The sequence below is a fragment of the Microcoleus sp. F4-D5 genome (assembly GCF_036704885.1).
Classification (GTDB): Bacteria; Cyanobacteriota; Cyanobacteriia; order Cyanobacteriales; family Microcoleaceae; genus Microcoleus.
The window spans coordinates 14362-28910 of sequence record NZ_JAUBSX010000060.1 but is presented as its reverse complement, the minus strand read 5'-3'; the positions used below and the strand labels follow the sequence as shown (position 1 = coordinate 28910).

At 47.0% G+C, this 14549-nt stretch carries 12 protein-coding genes; 5 read left to right on the top strand and 7 right to left on the bottom strand.

The window, feature by feature from the left end; translation table 11 throughout:
* Window positions 1-338 precede the first annotated feature (338 nt).
* Window positions 339-5207: a CHAT domain-containing protein gene (locus QUA80_RS23815; RefSeq protein ID WP_333427488.1), complete on the bottom strand. Its 4869-nt coding sequence runs from the start codon at window positions 5205-5207 to the stop codon at window positions 339-341.
* A 721-nt stretch (window positions 5208-5928) separates the two neighbouring features.
* Window positions 5929-6207: a hypothetical protein gene (locus QUA80_RS23810; RefSeq protein WP_333427487.1), complete on the bottom strand. Its 279-nt coding sequence runs from the start codon at window positions 6205-6207 to the stop codon at window positions 5929-5931.
* A gap of 220 nt (window positions 6208-6427) precedes the next feature.
* Between QUA80_RS23810 and QUA80_RS23805 the strand changes: the two genes are divergently transcribed.
* The 4 genes from QUA80_RS23805 (at window position 6428) to QUA80_RS23790 (ending at window position 9803) form a co-directional block, all read left to right on the top strand.
* Window positions 6428-8002, top strand: a complete 1575-nt coding sequence (locus QUA80_RS23805) for a nucleoside transporter C-terminal domain-containing protein (protein ID WP_333427486.1) — start codon at window positions 6428-6430, stop codon at window positions 8000-8002.
* A 259-nt stretch (window positions 8003-8261) separates the two neighbouring features.
* Window positions 8262-8867: a DUF3318 domain-containing protein gene (locus QUA80_RS23800; protein ID WP_333427485.1), complete on the top strand. Its 606-nt coding sequence runs from the start codon at window positions 8262-8264 to the stop codon at window positions 8865-8867.
* Window positions 8868-8914: 47 nt separating this feature from the next.
* Window positions 8915-9187 carry a hypothetical protein gene (locus tag QUA80_RS23795; RefSeq protein WP_333427484.1) on the top strand — a complete coding sequence of 91 codons (273 nt, stop codon included), beginning with the start codon at window positions 8915-8917 and terminating at the stop codon, window positions 9185-9187.
* A gap of 142 nt (window positions 9188-9329) precedes the next feature.
* Complete coding sequence (locus QUA80_RS23790) at window positions 9330-9803, top strand: HNH endonuclease (protein WP_333427483.1); 474 nt, start codon at window positions 9330-9332, stop codon at window positions 9801-9803.
* A gap of 167 nt (window positions 9804-9970) precedes the next feature.
* Here QUA80_RS23790 and QUA80_RS23785 read toward each other — a convergent pair whose 3' ends face one another.
* From QUA80_RS23785 to QUA80_RS23770, 4 genes are all read right to left on the bottom strand, one after another.
* Window positions 9971-10627, bottom strand: a complete 657-nt coding sequence (locus QUA80_RS23785) for a Uma2 family endonuclease (RefSeq protein WP_333427482.1) — start codon at window positions 10625-10627, stop codon at window positions 9971-9973.
* 62 nt (window positions 10628-10689) lie between these two features.
* Window positions 10690-10920, bottom strand: a complete 231-nt coding sequence (locus tag QUA80_RS23780) for a hypothetical protein (RefSeq protein WP_333162634.1) — start codon at window positions 10918-10920, stop codon at window positions 10690-10692.
* Window positions 10901-11407 carry a CdiA C-terminal domain-containing protein gene (locus QUA80_RS23775; protein ID WP_333427481.1) on the bottom strand — a complete coding sequence of 169 codons (507 nt, stop codon included), beginning with the start codon at window positions 11405-11407 and terminating at the stop codon, window positions 10901-10903. The genes QUA80_RS23780 and QUA80_RS23775 overlap by 20 nt, the downstream gene beginning before the upstream one ends.
* A 183-nt stretch (window positions 11408-11590) precedes the next feature.
* Window positions 11591-11848, bottom strand: coding sequence for a helix-turn-helix transcriptional regulator (locus QUA80_RS23770; RefSeq protein WP_333427480.1), 258 nt, complete (start codon window positions 11846-11848; stop codon window positions 11591-11593).
* Window positions 11849-11999: 151 nt separating this feature from the next.
* Between QUA80_RS23770 and QUA80_RS23765 the strand changes: the two genes are divergently transcribed.
* Window positions 12000-12410 (top strand): hypothetical protein, encoded by a 411-nt coding sequence (locus QUA80_RS23765; protein ID WP_333427479.1) that lies wholly within the window; start codon window positions 12000-12002, stop codon window positions 12408-12410.
* Window positions 12411-12567: 157 nt separating this feature from the next.
* Here the strand turns inward: QUA80_RS23765 and QUA80_RS23760 are convergent, their stop codons facing one another.
* Complete coding sequence (locus tag QUA80_RS23760; RefSeq protein WP_333427478.1) at window positions 12568-14361, bottom strand: glycosyltransferase family 39 protein; 1794 nt, start codon at window positions 14359-14361, stop codon at window positions 12568-12570.
* Window positions 14362-14549 lie beyond the last annotated feature (188 nt).

Sequence of the window (14549 nt, the reverse complement as noted above, 5' to 3'; positions counted from 1 at the left end):
CCACCCTAATAACTTTGGTAAAACTTGTGGGAAAACTCCGATCAGATGCTTATCACCCGAGGTCATTTCAGAAGTCGGTGAGCTCGATAAATTACACACTTATGTGAAAAAAACACACAAAATCTGATTGTGGACAGCCGTTGACCACTTTCGGTCAGGAATTTTATGATGGGTATTAGGATCTGATAGTTTCGAGACATTTGATAGCGTTTCCGGTTGTATCCGAAACGATATAAGTCCTAAATAAATTACCTAAAATTTCAGGACGTTCCAGTTACTGCACTATTGATAGCTTGATTCAGCAACGCCCTTTTTTCCTTCTTAATTCAACATCCCGATTACCAAGGATTGCCAATCATGGTAAAGGCTGCCCAATAATAAGGATGCGAAAGCACTCGATCGCCCCGCGCCGCAATTTCCGGAGGCAAAATTAGACTCTCAGAAAGCCCTTCGACTCGCAGCATCCCGTCTTGAATCCGCACGCGCCCCCGCAGCATCTCCAATTGGGCGCGCCGCAAAGCCTCTGCTTTAATCATTAAATTGCCACCGCGTTTGGGGGCCCGCAACTGCCGGTAAAACTCAGTCATCAGCCCCAAAGTCCCCTCATCGCTGACTTCCCACAAACTCGCCAAAGCGGATCTAGCACCGCTAGCTACCGCCAAACCCGCAAACCCCAACTCCGCCTCTTCGTCGCCCAAAGCGGTACTGCACGCGCTTAAAACTAACAGATTCACCGGCGGTTCATTCCATCGCAACTGCCGCATTTGATGGATACGCAATTTAGTATCCCACAACTGAATGTAAGAATTTTTTGGTTCCCCGGGCTGGAATTCGCTGTGAGTTGCTAAGTGAATGATACCAAAAGGCCGATTTGCCCGCTGAGCTTGCAAATTTCCGAGAGTAAAATCTTGATTCAAAAATGATTTTCCTTCTGAGGGCGGCGCGATCGACTCTAACTCCACCGGTACCGCCGGTAAAGGCGCTTTATCTTCAAATACCGACGCCCCCATCGCCAAAACTTCATCATCCGCAATATTGTCGTAGCCAATATCAGTCAAACTCAGACTCGGCATCACGCTAATGCTGTATTGCTCAACTAAAAAGCCTTTGCCGTCGTGAAGGGCCGCAAACGGCACGCTCCGCAAACCGGCTGCCGGAATTACAATTAAATTATCAATATTTAAAGCTGTCAATTCTGCGGCAACTGGCCCAATTAACCAGCGATAAAGTTTTTGCGCGGTATCCAAATAACTAATGCTGCTTCTTTTGCGGGGATTAGTTATTTCGCTTTGAAATGCGTCAGCTAGTTGCAACACCTGCCAGCGGGTTGTCGCCGGAATTAAAACGCGCCTCGGTTGAGAGTTAGCTGTTACTAACACTAATTCTAAATGCTCCCCGTTAGGAACATCGGAAACTGCTTTGCCCTCCGGCGGCAACCTCTGGGTCAACTTATCTTCTAAGGGGCGAGGAGCCTGGGAGGTGAGGTGTTTTCTCACAGGCAATAGATTAGATAAATCGCGACTCGCCACCAGCACCGAACCATTTTCTTTGGCGGCGGCAGCCAAGCCACTAACCCAATTCATATAAATAATGGCTGATTTTACCCCGGTAATTTGTTCATTTTTACGAAGAGTTTCGTAAATTACCGACATATTACTAATCGGCGTTCTTGCGGGCAAGTCTAGATATTTTTCGTACTCGCGAGTAAAGGTTTTCTCAAATGCTAAAACTCCCGAGTCTACGGAATCGAATCTGCGAGAAGGAACGAAAATATCCTGGTTAGTTGGGGAATTTTTGCCTCGACTTTGCGAGCGCAATTCTACTTGCAAAGATGCAGGAAGTGACAGCGCAGGCTCGGGATTTACGGGGACTACTGGCACTACAGGCGGTGCGGGAATTGGTGCGACAATTGGTGCGACAATTGGTGCGGGAATTGGTGCGGGAATTGGTGCGGGAATTGGTGCAGGAGCAGAGGACGGGCCCGGCGTAATTAGGGCAATCTGATTTGGTAAAATTCCTTGGGTGTAAGTTTGCCCAAAAGCCAGACTGGGCAAAATGGCGTTTCCCGCCCCAGCATTAATGCTTCCCGTGGTTCCATTGTCGATCGCACCGCCAACTACAAACGGTCGATCGATACCGCCTCCGTGGCGAATTGCGATCCTCCCCGCCCCCGCACCCCCGGCAGCAGAAATACTCGAAGAATTGCCCGATATATCGTTGAAAACATTGTTCGAGCGAAACAAACCGAGGGTTGTCACATCAACGCTGCCGCCAGTGCCTCCAGGGCCGCCTTGAGCGTTGATAAAGCCCAACTGAATGTTATCGGTCGCCCTGAGGGAAACGCCCCCGCCGTTGCCGTTTGAAGTGCTGCTGGAGTTGAGATCGAGAGCCGAAATGCCCGATGAAGAGGTGACAGCAATATTTCCGCCGATCGCCCCCGAAGCGTTCACAGCTCCCGCAGTTAAAGGGCCGGCATTGCTTTGGATCGCGATCGCGCCTCCTGTTCCCGTTGCCGATGAAGAGTCGATCGCGCCGGCAGCAACAGTATTTCCCTCAACCCGAATGCTCCCGCCGTTCGAGGTAATATTGCCCGTCCGAACCTCGCGGCTTCCTTGCAGGTTCACGCTGCCCCCATCCGTCCTTAAATTACCATCTAAGAGGACATTTCCTGCCTTGATATCGGCTCCCAAAGCGGCCGTGCTGTCCCCCCCGAAGCTAGCGGAATCTCGGGCGTTAACGCTCAAAATGCGCGCTGCAATTGTGGAAGCAGCCGTCACGCTAGCAGCGTCAGCCGAGAGCCGGCCCAACCTCTGAGTTTGACCGACTCTGCCGCCAAAAGTAATGTTGCCGCCAGCGCGCAGGGTCAAGTTATTTGCTCGGCCCGGGATGCTGTCGAGGGTATTGGCAAAAGTGATATTGCCGGTAGTGGCGGCTAGGGCGGCGCTGCGATCGACTGTGACGTTACTATTGAAAGTCATGTCGCCAGATGTCGCAATATTGCCCGAAACCTCGGTACTGCCCGCGTTGACGTACAAACTCGCCAGCGGTGCAGCTTGACCGACTGTACCGCCGAAGTGCACTCGCCCAGCGTCTAGTCTCAGGGCGCGAGATCCGTCTAGGCTGCCGGAGAACAGGATGCTGCCCTTAGCTTGAGTGCTGAAAGCTGCGTCAGCATTCAGGGACAGGTTGCCTGTGAAAGTGAGATCGGCGCCGGATGTGGCAATGTTGGCGCCGATCGCAGTTTGGGGCGCGTCGAAAGTCAAGCTAGCGCTGCCGCTTGCGATCAGGGGATTGTCGATCGCGATCGACCTGCCTAGAAGTGTCAGCGGGCTGTTGAAGGTAATGGGTGCGACGATCGCGATCGAGCTGCTGTTTTCGCGCCCGAGCGCGATCGAACTAAAACCCCCCGCCAAAGCGCCGAGATCAGTTGCCGTCAAGTCTAAAATGCCAAAAATATCGCCGCTGCCACCGATCCGAATTCCTCGGCTATCGTTGGGTTGCAAGCGAATAGTTCCCCCCGCACTCCTGGCGGAATTGCTGCCACCCCTCAAGTCAATGCCGTTAGCAGTGAGAGCGATATTACCGCCGTTACCATTGAGTCCGCCCAGAGAGATGCTGCTGGCGAAGATGTTGATGTTGCCGCCTTGAGTCTCGATTGAGTCCTTGGAGTCATTGACAAAAAACACTCCGCCCGATCTAAATGTTACGGTGTCTCCCGTTCTCGCTTGCAGGGAAAGTTTGTTATCGGGCAAGTCTTGGAGGGTGATGTAGCCGGAGGTTTCTAGAACCACGTTGCTGCCGGCCGCCATCTGTTCCAACTGTACTTCTGAGATCGATGTTTCATCGGGTTCTGGTGTCGGTTCGAGTTCCCCGCCAGTCGATCGCGCGCTGCTGTCGCCGTTACCGCTGACGATCGTAATGTTTGCCGGATCGAGCCACAAATTGCCGATCGCACCGTTAGTAGCGCGGGTATCGACCTCTCCTTGGAAAGTTAAAGCATTTTTGCCGGAAACTTCTACTGTGCCGCCGTTACCTGCGGCAATGCCCCCGCGAGCAGTAATATTGCCGAAGAAGCGAGTTGTATTGTCTGACCAAATTACCGCAGTGCCGCCATTGCCGCGGTCGATCGCGTTTGCTGCGATCGTAGAATCAGGACTAACATAAGTTACCAGTGCGTTCGGCACTGCTTCCATCCCCCGCCAACCGCCTCCGACGCGCACGGTACCTCCGCCGTCCGTACCGGAAGCATTGATATTTGCGCCGAACAGTCCGACTTTTTCCCCTAAAATATTGACTGTGCCGCCAGCCATGCCAGAAGGAGCAAATACATTTACAGAACCCGAGACGATCGCGCTTCCGGCAACTGCCGGCACTGTTTGGCCGCCAGTGAGTACAAATTGACCTTGTTCGTTAGTCGTTAAACCTGTGGCTGACGCTACGCCGGGCCCCGTCAGCAACTGAGGCAAAGCTTGTGGGGCGATCGCCGATTTTTCCGACTGCAAAGACGGAGTAATTTCTAAACTTAATAAGTTACCCGTTTGACTGATGCGGACTGCATTTTGTCCCGGAACAGCAGCCACAGTAATTTGACCGTTGGGAGCGGATAATTGTCCTGTATTAATAACCGTGCCACCGAGCAAAGTTAAACTTTGCCCGCTGCCAACTGCCAAGTTTCCAGCATTGACAATTGCACCAATGTGTGAGTTATTAAAATTAAATTGATTGGGATTTCCCAGCAAAGCTTTGTAATCATTAATTCCGCTCGAATTGAACCAGCGGTCGCCGAAACCAATACCCGTAGCAGTTGTCGCGAAAAAAGACCCCGGCACGTTTAATCTAGCATTTTGACCGAAGACAATTCCCGCCGGATTCATTAAGAATAAATTCGAGTGGCCGCCGCTAACAGAAATCAGACCGTTAATGACGGAAACGTTGTCGCCGGAAATCCGCCCTAAAATATTTTGAATATTTGGATTAGTTAGAAAATTAGCTATTTGACCTTCGCTGAGATTAAATTGGCTGAAGCTGTGAAACAGATTTGCCCCGTCTCCAGACAGTTGTCCCCCGCTAATGTCTGTGCGATTTTGCTCGGATTTAACAACAGTGTTAGTGCCGTCTTTTGCAGGAATGACAGGTTGCGATCGCACTGCTAGCGGTAGCAGCCAAAAACCTAATGTCAAAATTAGAGCTGAACGAAAATAGGTCATTGGAGGAAGCCATTAGTCATTACTCATTAATCATTAGCCATTAGCCGTTAGCCGGAAGGAAGAGGGAATTCAGACAAGCCAATTCCCGATTACCAATTCAAATCTATTGTAGTTGTGATTTTTTTTTGAGGTGTAATGTTCCGCCCAAGTGCCAATAAACTTAAAAAGGTCGATCGAACACCGCCACGGCGGGGGGGTCGATCGACCTTGCAGGCACAGGGCATAAGTCATCGCACTCGAAAACCACCCGTTGCCAGAATATTGGAAATTTAAGGCAAATTTTGTATTTATCTGTCGCCAGTATATTGACAAAATCCCCCCAGAGTCCTATGATTGGAGCACTGACTGGGCGGAACGGCAAAAACCCGCGCAATAACTGGCTCCTCTAATAAAGTTGAAAACAAAATATTAATGCTTTTAGAGACCAACCATGCAAACTCAAGGTTTCCCATTTCTAACTGAACAAATAGTAGAGCAGATATTTTCGTCAAGCTAACTGACTCGCGATGGCAGATACCAAATTCAGTCAATGCTCTTAAATGAGTTGAGTGGCGAAAATGAATTGAGCTTAATTGAAAGAGTCATGGAAAGCGCAGTCAAGGGAATACTTGACGCGATTAATTAGTTGAGAACTGCGATCGCATATCTAAATTTAAGGTGGGCAATACGCACTTTACCCTAATTTTAAATAAAATCGAAAATCGAAAATTCTGTCACCGTTCTAAAAATCATCATCCGGCCCCTCATCCGAGATCTCATCGCGACGCACAAGTTCAGAAGGAGGCCTGTCGCTACTCCAGGCCCACCACACACCGCCGCACTGGCAGCGGTAAAATTCTTGCCACTTGCGGCGGTTGAACTCGGTGTATACTGGCGATCGGCGATTAATCCAGACATCAGCGGCATCCGTGCAGCTAGCACCGCACTTGGGACAGCAAAACTCATTAGCGTGAACCGCCGTCGCAGTCCATTCAGGAGGATGTGGAGCAAAAGCTTCCATGTGTTAGAGTTTCTATCTAAACTGCTGGTAATTACGGCAAATTAAGGGTTGCGAAAGATCCGCAGACTTCGGAATGACCTAAACAATGACATCAGTACGCTGTTGAGTGCGTAAGTTATCTGCCAGTTATTTTTTTTAACATTTGCCGTCAGATGAATAGTATAACTGATGTGGTGCAAACCGTCGATCGGCATTCTCAACTATTTCAAGGACTAGGCTCATGTCTATCTACAATCTTATCTCATTTCTGGGCATTTTTGGCTTGTGTGCGATCGCCTGGGTTTTTTCAGAAAACCGACAGTCTAAGTATATACCTTGGCGCGTCATCATCTGGGGCATTGGCCTGCAATTAGTCTTGGGATTTTTAGTATTCCTGTTCCCCCCAACTCGCCTCGCTTTAGAGTGGTTTACTGGCTTACTCGATGGAGTATTCACCGCTGCTGACGCTGGAGCGAGATTTGTCTTCGGGAGCAATGTTGTACCGATACCTGGTAAAGATCCGGCAGTTAATTTAGGATATATTTTTGCCTTTCGAGCTTTACCGACAGTCATCTTTTTTTCTGGCCTCATGGCATTGCTATACAACATCGGCGTGATTCAAATTATCACCGAAGTTTTTGCCAAAATCTTTTATATGACAATGCGGTTGAGCGGCGCGGAAGCCCTCAGCGGCGCAGCCAATATTTTCGTAGGAATTGAAGCGGCAATTGTCGTCAAGCCTTATTTGCCGAAAATGACTCGTTCCGAACTTTGTGCAATCCTCTCATGCTGTTTTGGAACCGCCGCTTCTTCAACATTAGCAATTTACGTCAGTTTTCTCAAGCCTGTTTTTCCAAATATTTTAGGACACTTAGTTTCAGCTTCAATTATCGCCATTCCCGCTTGTTTTGTCCTCTCCAAAATCTTAGTACCAGAAACAGGCGTGCCGCTGACAATGGGCGGCATTCCCAAGGAAGAACGGCAGCCTAAAGGCCGCGAGTTTGTGGGCGAAGAAATTTCCGACACGGACGGCGACGCGATGCCACAAGAGACAGTTGGAGGAGAACCCATCGAACGAGTCAGCCCTTTGGATGCAGCGATCATTGGTGCATTGGACGGTGTAAAAATGGCGGTAGCCATTGCCGCTGTTTTGATTTTAATCTTGGGCTTAGTTTCCTTAATCAATCAATTCTTTGGTTGGCTGGCAATTTTGCCCGGGCCAATTGGTGGCTTTTTCAAAGTTGTCACCTTAGCCAACATTATGGGATTCCTATTTTATCCCCTGACGCTATTAACAGGAGTCTCCATTGACGACTCTTGGGAAGCATCAGTAATCATCGGTCGCCGGCTGTTAGAAACAGCGATTCCGCCCTATCAAAGTTTAGCAGAAGCATCGGCAAAAGGACTGGTGAGCGATCGTACAGTTTTAATTGTCAGTTACGCCCTTTCCGGCTTCGCCCACTTAGCCTCCGTCGGCATATTTGTCGGCGGTACGATCGCCCTAATTCCATCCCGCCGCAAAGACATTTCTGAACTCGGTTGGAAAGCATTATTTGTCGGCACATTAGCTACAATAATGATCGCTTGCATCGCCGGCACCTTCGACACCGGAGACGCCAGCATTTTAGGCGCTAAAACAGCCCCTGCTGCCCCGCTAACAGCCCCTGAATCTCCAAAATCACCGGCATCCCCAACCGCCAATTCAAAGCCGTCAGTTGCCCCAGCAATTGCCAGTCCCAAGCCTTCTGCTAATACCGAAAAAGCGGCTCCCAGAGCTCAAGAATCTCCTGCTTCCGAATCCAAGAAAAACCCTTAATATCTTCTATTGACTTCTCGGGGCTGGTTTGACAAACAATATTTAACTGGCGTCAAAAAATTACTGAAACCCGCCCCCACACAACCAATAACCTACATCAACTTTGATTTAGATCGCATCAGCCCTTGGGTGGGGGCGGGTTTACGAGATTGTAGATTTTAGGCAATTATTGTCGGTAAAACCCGCCCCTACGAGGCCGTGACCTATATTATTGTTTTTTATCCAGATGTAATTATCAATTATCAATTACCCTAAATTTATGAATCCAGAACCAGAAATTCGCCGCCTGTTAGATGTGATGCCCGCTTCCGGCCGCATGACGTGTAAAATTATTAATAAGCCACAGCAATCAACGGTAATTGACTGCGATTTTCCTTTGCCTTGGAATCAATCTCGCCCGATTTATATTAATTTTGATTTGTGGCGGCTGCTATCTAAGCCGCAGCGGGATTTACTGCTATTGCGGAATGTAAGTTTTCTGTGCAATGTTAAGTGGTTTAAACCGGATATTTATCAAGGTGCGGCTCTGGCGGGAATTGTCGGGACTGTTGTAGAATTGTTGCAGGGAGATGCGATCGGCACTGCGATCGCGGGCGGTTTGACGGGACTCGCCATGACTCGAATTTGGCGCGACAACCGCAGTTCGCAAGTAGAGTTAGATGCAGACGAGGGGGCGATTAGAGTCGCCGGAAGGCGCGGTTACAGCGAAGCGGAAGCGGCCGGACATCTGCTAGGGGCGATCGAGGCTGTGGCGCAAATTGAAGGGCGCAGTTTGGATTTTAATGAGTTGATTCGGTGTCAGAATTTAAGGGCGATATCGGGTATTTCGACCGTGGGCGTGCCGGATAGTGTGAGGAAAGAGTGAAAAAAACCTAGATATAATCAAGACGGAAACCCATAAAATCCACAACTATGCTAATCCTGCCAAAACTGGAAAACCTGCGCGATACTCTACCTATAGAAGGAGCTGTCCGAATAGAATTAGTGGAAGGCATACCCATTTTTAGAGCCTCCACCGCTGTCAAAAATCGCATCCAAGAACTGTTGGACAAACAACAAACTTTTCCCCTAAATACTGAGGAAGAACAAGAACTCAATCTTTACGAAGAAATCGACGATTACCTCAGTTTTGTCAATCGGACTGTCCGCAATCTTTTCTTGGGTCAGATTCAGCCTACTGTGTAGAAATGTCCGGTCGCCGTCAATCGATTTTAGATTTTAGATTTTAGATTTTAGATTGAAGCATTGACTTGCGCGAGATAAATACGTTCGGCAAGTTTCATCGGATACACGTTTTTTATTTCTCCGTCCTAAGTCTGCTTTCGGAATGAATCCGGGGGCTTGTATCCTGGATGCTTTCGGTCAAATCCCTGAAAATATCCAAAATCAAGTTCGTCAGAGAGCAAACTGTCTGTGCGAATATTGTCATGCCTCCGAACAATGGCAGTACGTAGAGTTTACTATCGAACACGTCATTCCCTTAACTAAAAATGGGACTAACGATATTGACAATTTGGCACTAGCTTGCTTTCACTGCAACCGCAAGAAATCTGATAAAACTAGAGCGATAGATGCTCAGTCAGACGTAGAAGTACCGTTGTTTAACCCCATACAAGATAGTTGGAACGAACATTTTATTTGGTCTGCGGATGGATTATCAATAGTTGGTTTGACTCCAATTGGACGAGCTACAGTTACAGCATTAGTCTTAAATCGAGAGAGAGTCATTAATATTCGGGCCGCTGACAAAGCTATAAAACGACATCCACCAGCAGGCGATTTAATTCAATCAGAAAGTTGAGCCTACTGAGAGTTACTCAAAGTTTTATCTGCTACCTCTGCCGCAAAATTTGTACTGAAATGAAAGCTCGATTCCTGCGGAAAGCTTCGCTAACGCACTTATTTTAATTATTTTAATCGAAAGTGCGATCGCTTGTCAGTCTCTGAGGTTTCCACCCGTAAATTAAATCACCTCAAACTATTTGGATCGACTCCTAACTCCCGCAATTTTTGTGCTAATCTGTTCACCTGTTCTTCAGGAGTCAGATAACGTTTTCCCTCTGCGTCGTACCAATACAGCCACTCCCTCGTCACCCCAGAATAATTTCCCCTTTCACAACCAATTCCTAAACCTATTTCGGGCATCCAAACTGGATGTCCCGACTGTAATTCATACTTTCCATTAACTAACTTATGTACTTCCAATCGGGGTTTGCGACGGCGGCGGGATGAATAGATAATGTAATAAAGCACGCCTAAATCTTGATATTCCTCCAACTTTGTGCTGTATTCCTTGCGATACTTTTTGGAAACGATTTCCATCACCAAAGTTGGGACAACATTTTCATCCCACAGCACGTAACTGGGACGCAATTCTTCATCGTAAAACCGTTCTACTCCTAAACTCAAGAAACCGTCGGGGACAATTGGAGCTTTTTCAGGGTGATAATAGATACCCATATCTATGCCAAAAAACCAGTCCATGCGTTCTGCCCAAATTATGAGCAATATCGCTTTTAGCAACCCCGGTATTAGTTCTTGAAGTTCGTTATCCACAGGCGTTTCGTCAGAATCTGGCAGTTCATCGGCTGAGGGCAAGTACCTCGGCAAGTTGTAATTTAACATTGCAGTTTTTCCCAAAAATTACAACAATTATAGCGTGGTTCTTTTTTGATACCAATCGCAATTCAAACCAGCAACTCACCAAAAATTGCTTGTTCTCGAATAGCCTGATAATTTTTCAAAATCTCCGACAACCTCAGCAAAGCTTCTAATTCTCGTGCTTGTTTCGGAGTCAAATCTCTCCGTTCCGCTGCGTAAATAAGTTCGCCAAGCACAATCAACCTAGCTTCAACAGGAATATTATTTTTGATACCCAGCTCGATTCTTTCCTTAAAACTATTGAAAAGATTCTCCATTGTCCAATTCCTCCCTCGTTAACTCTTGAACTTTACCGTCATTAAAAATCAGTGTGATTTTTTGCAACAGCCTTTCAGTATCCCAAATCATCGCTCTGGTAATTCCTTTATTGATATCTGCAATATCAACCTCAGTATTTATATGATAAGCTACATTGCGAGCGCGTTTTTTAGCGACAGCTACGCCTCTTTGAACTGTATTTTTGATACTGGCCGCTTCTGGACTCAGCTCTTTAAACTCCCAGATTTCCCCATCAATTTCAGCATCAGGTGTTCTGATGCCTGGTGAAGCTTGCTCGCTCAATAACTTCACTCGTCGCCCAAGTCTCGCCAAAACTTCAGCGATAAACCGCTCAGAATCATTGGTATTATGGTTTTGATGGATGAGTACGAACCCGCCTGTATCCTCATTATAATAATACCGTTCATACTCAGGCTCGGCAAGGTTGTAGATGTTCTGACTTTGCTGGATATAATTTGGCTTCACGGTCAATCTTTAGCCTGATTTTATGATTGTAGCTTACTGTTTTAGGGAAACCGATCGCCCTTTTTCTCTCTACTGTGTCATCGTCCGATTTAGGGTAGGGGGAAATAAAAAAGCTCGATTCCTGTCGCAAGCTTGGCTAATGCACTTATTTTAAGCAAAAGTGCGATCGACCGATCCATCCCCCTATGACTCCTCCTCATCTACTCGCCGACTGAGATAATCCGGCAACTCATCAAAAGATACCCCCACCAAATGGCAAAAATCCCTCATTTGCCGAACAGTCATCGTAGGTTCGTCTCCCTTTTCCCATCGCCGCACCGACGAAGCCGACACCCCCATCCGCACAGCCAACTCTTCTTGGCTCAAATTAGCGTCCTGCCGCAGTCTCCGAAAAGGCAACTCATTTTCTGGTTGCCGTTGACGTTGCCTTTTTTTTACCATATTATTATGAATAGTTAATTTAAGCGCCTAATTTAAGCGGTTAACTTACTTGAGATAGGCACAGCCATAGCCAGAACAGACTGCACTAAAAATAAAAGGTGCAATTCTGTCACTTTTCTATGGGCAAATATCCCCAATTTACAATACAACCATGAACACCGCAGAAACTGCGAATGCCTGGATTATTTACCGACTCCTGCCCAACTTTCAGCGCTTGCCCGTAGCGCAATTTCGCAGCCGCAGCGAAGCAGAATCTTCCCTGAAAGTCATCCGGCAAATGCTACCCAATACCGAATTAATACTTGCTTTCGAGGTTGGGCCAGAAAATCCAACTACCGAACTCAATCAGCCCCCTGCTAAAGAACCAAACTTGCCAAATTCAGTTAACCGAGAACTCTTGAAACTTTTCATTATCAGTTCTCGTCCTGTTGTTTCCCGCGTCATTCATGCTTTTCACCGCGATAATTTTGCCTGCGCTACTGACTGGAGTCCGCTTGTCCCAACTCAAAATCCCGGTGAAGTAATGAGCGTTTTAATTAAACATTTTGCCGCTGATTATTAGTGACGGTCTAGTTCCCGCCTTTGTAGGGGCAGTCTCCCCGTTGTTGCCCCTTTTTTTTACGCATCAATGCCAAAGAAACCGGGTTTTTCACCATTATTCAAGGCAGGATGCAGTATTTTCGCAAAAAACCCGGTTTCTGCGTCTAAGACTGACTTACCTACGACCTAGAACAATGATAAACTTGATATTCATACCCATCTACCGCAGGTAAATCCCGAGATTCAAGCTGACACTTTTGTGCTGCTAAATTAACAGGTGCACGAAAATTAACCAACCACAAATCAAGCGGGCGTTCTAATTGACTGAGTGTCTTTTCAAGTATCCCCGCCACAATTTCCGGCGCATCCCTTCTCTGATTAGCCAAAAGAAACAGCGGAGAATCAAAGGCTTTAACTTCTTCTTTCTTCCTAACATCTTTTACATCCGCTACAAAATCCGTTGCCGAACTTCTTTCCCATTCCCACCCTATCCCCATCAACTCTCCTATTTCTACATGAGTGCTTTGAGTAGTAGCAATTAACACGGGAACTTTCGATAATTCGCGGATAATCGGAATTAAAAGGTCTGGTTTGTAATATTTGCGATAGCCGAGATTGGAATTTACCGTTACACCGCTTGCAAAACCGATTACTAAAATTAGCAGAACTGCTTTTTTGCCAGAAATTTCCACAGCAGGTAAATTAAACCATTGACTTTTTGCTGTAGGTGTGTTGTAAATAACCGCCAAGGTTGCTCCTAACAGCAATATCACCCCCGGAAAGTAGACGAAATTGTATCGTGCGCCGCGAGTTAGGTCTATCCCGAGAATATATGCAAAGCTGAAAAATAGGAAAATTGCTCCTAGCACAAATCCGCCGAAAATAACAGTACCTAGACGAGTATCGCTTGTTTTTAATGAAGTTTTAAGAGCGCCTCGCAGCAGGGGAAGCACGAATATAAAAAATATTATCATTGCGATCGCCGATACAACTACTACTGCCAAATTTGGCGATTCAACGGGCAGCAGAGACATGACAGTGATCCATCCAGCTAAAGCTTGAAAAATCGGATTAACCCAACTTAAAAATGTGCGATCGCCGCTGACAATCCAATTAGTTAGTTCGCTGCCGTACTTGTTTGACAAAAATACCGGCAACCACACTAAACCGCCAGTTAAAGTACCTATCGCTACCGCGAAAAGCCGCCAGATGATTTGAAATTGCCAAATATTGAGCTGGTGGCTGTTGTCAATTGGCAATTTTTCATTAAACTGCTGCCACATTACAGCAATTAATGCTATTGCTTCGGCACACAAAGTCAGTACAAAAAAGTAGTGAACCGCAATTCCCAAACAGTTAACAACTACCCAAAGCAGCACCGCCCAAATAGGCATGGGAGCACGCTGTTGCAGCTTTTTTGCAGCTAAGGCGAGGCAAAAAAGAGAGGCAATAACTAATAAGATTCCCAAAGTGTAATGGCGAGCTTCTTGAGCGAGATAAATGCCGTAGGGAGAAACTGCCATCATCGCGGCCGCACATTGACCGACTAAACGCGAACTAAAAGCAAACTTGCCCAAAAAGTAAATAGCGGGAACTGAAATCACGCCCAATAATGCAGGAAGAGCTCGCCCTATCCAAACTAAACTATCCTCTGAAGGCCCAAACAGTCGCATCCACCAGTGGGCGAGGATAAAATACACTGGTGGATGGTTGCTTTCTAGCAGCAAATTGCGGAGCACGTCGGCGGTGTCAGCACCGGGACGCAATTGCAGCGGTTGTAATAATGTAGAAAGATCGATCGCGCGATCGATCGGCACACCGCGAAAACTGTTGCCCAAACTAAACACTAGAGTGGAAAACTCATCCGTCCACAGCGGTTTCGAGTCCAAATTGGCAAAGCGCAAAATAAAGGCGATCGCCGTCCACAGAAATAGCAACAACAGTTGTTTGTTCTTAATCATTAATTCAGTCAATCGATTTTAGATTTTAGATTTTAGATTTTAGATTTTAGATTTTAGAATTGACCCCACGGATTAATCCGGGGGCTTGTATCCTGGATGCTTTCGGTCATTTAAAGGCATAGGGCAGGAGAGCAATTTGTCATTAGCCATCAGTCATTTTATCCATTATCAATTACCCATTACCCATTACCCATTACCCA

Excerpts from the sequence above, each read along its gene's own strand:
- QUA80_RS23770 (WP_333427480.1), bottom strand. The coding sequence starts at position 11,848 with ATGGTAAAAAAAAGGCAACGTCAACGGCAACCAGAAAATGAGTTGCCT.
- QUA80_RS23805 (WP_333427486.1), top strand. The coding sequence starts at position 6,428 with ATGTCTATCTACAATCTTATCTCATTTCTGGGCATTTTTGGCTTGTGT.
- QUA80_RS23790 (WP_333427483.1), top strand. The coding sequence starts at position 9,330 with ATGAATCCGGGGGCTTGTATCCTGGATGCTTTCGGTCAAATCCCTGAA.
- QUA80_RS23795 (WP_333427484.1), top strand. The coding sequence starts at position 8,915 with ATGCTAATCCTGCCAAAACTGGAAAACCTGCGCGATACTCTACCTATA.
- QUA80_RS23765 (WP_333427479.1), top strand. The coding sequence starts at position 12,000 with ATGAACACCGCAGAAACTGCGAATGCCTGGATTATTTACCGACTCCTG.
- QUA80_RS23780 (WP_333162634.1), bottom strand. The coding sequence starts at position 10,920 with ATGGAGAATCTTTTCAATAGTTTTAAGGAAAGAATCGAGCTGGGTATC.
- QUA80_RS23815 (WP_333427488.1), bottom strand. The coding sequence starts at position 5,207 with ATGACCTATTTTCGTTCAGCTCTAATTTTGACATTAGGTTTTTGGCTG.
- QUA80_RS23785 (WP_333427482.1), bottom strand. The coding sequence starts at position 10,627 with ATGTTAAATTACAACTTGCCGAGGTACTTGCCCTCAGCCGATGAACTG.
- QUA80_RS23810 (WP_333427487.1), bottom strand. The coding sequence starts at position 6,207 with ATGGAAGCTTTTGCTCCACATCCTCCTGAATGGACTGCGACGGCGGTT.
- QUA80_RS23800 (WP_333427485.1), top strand. The coding sequence starts at position 8,262 with ATGAATCCAGAACCAGAAATTCGCCGCCTGTTAGATGTGATGCCCGCT.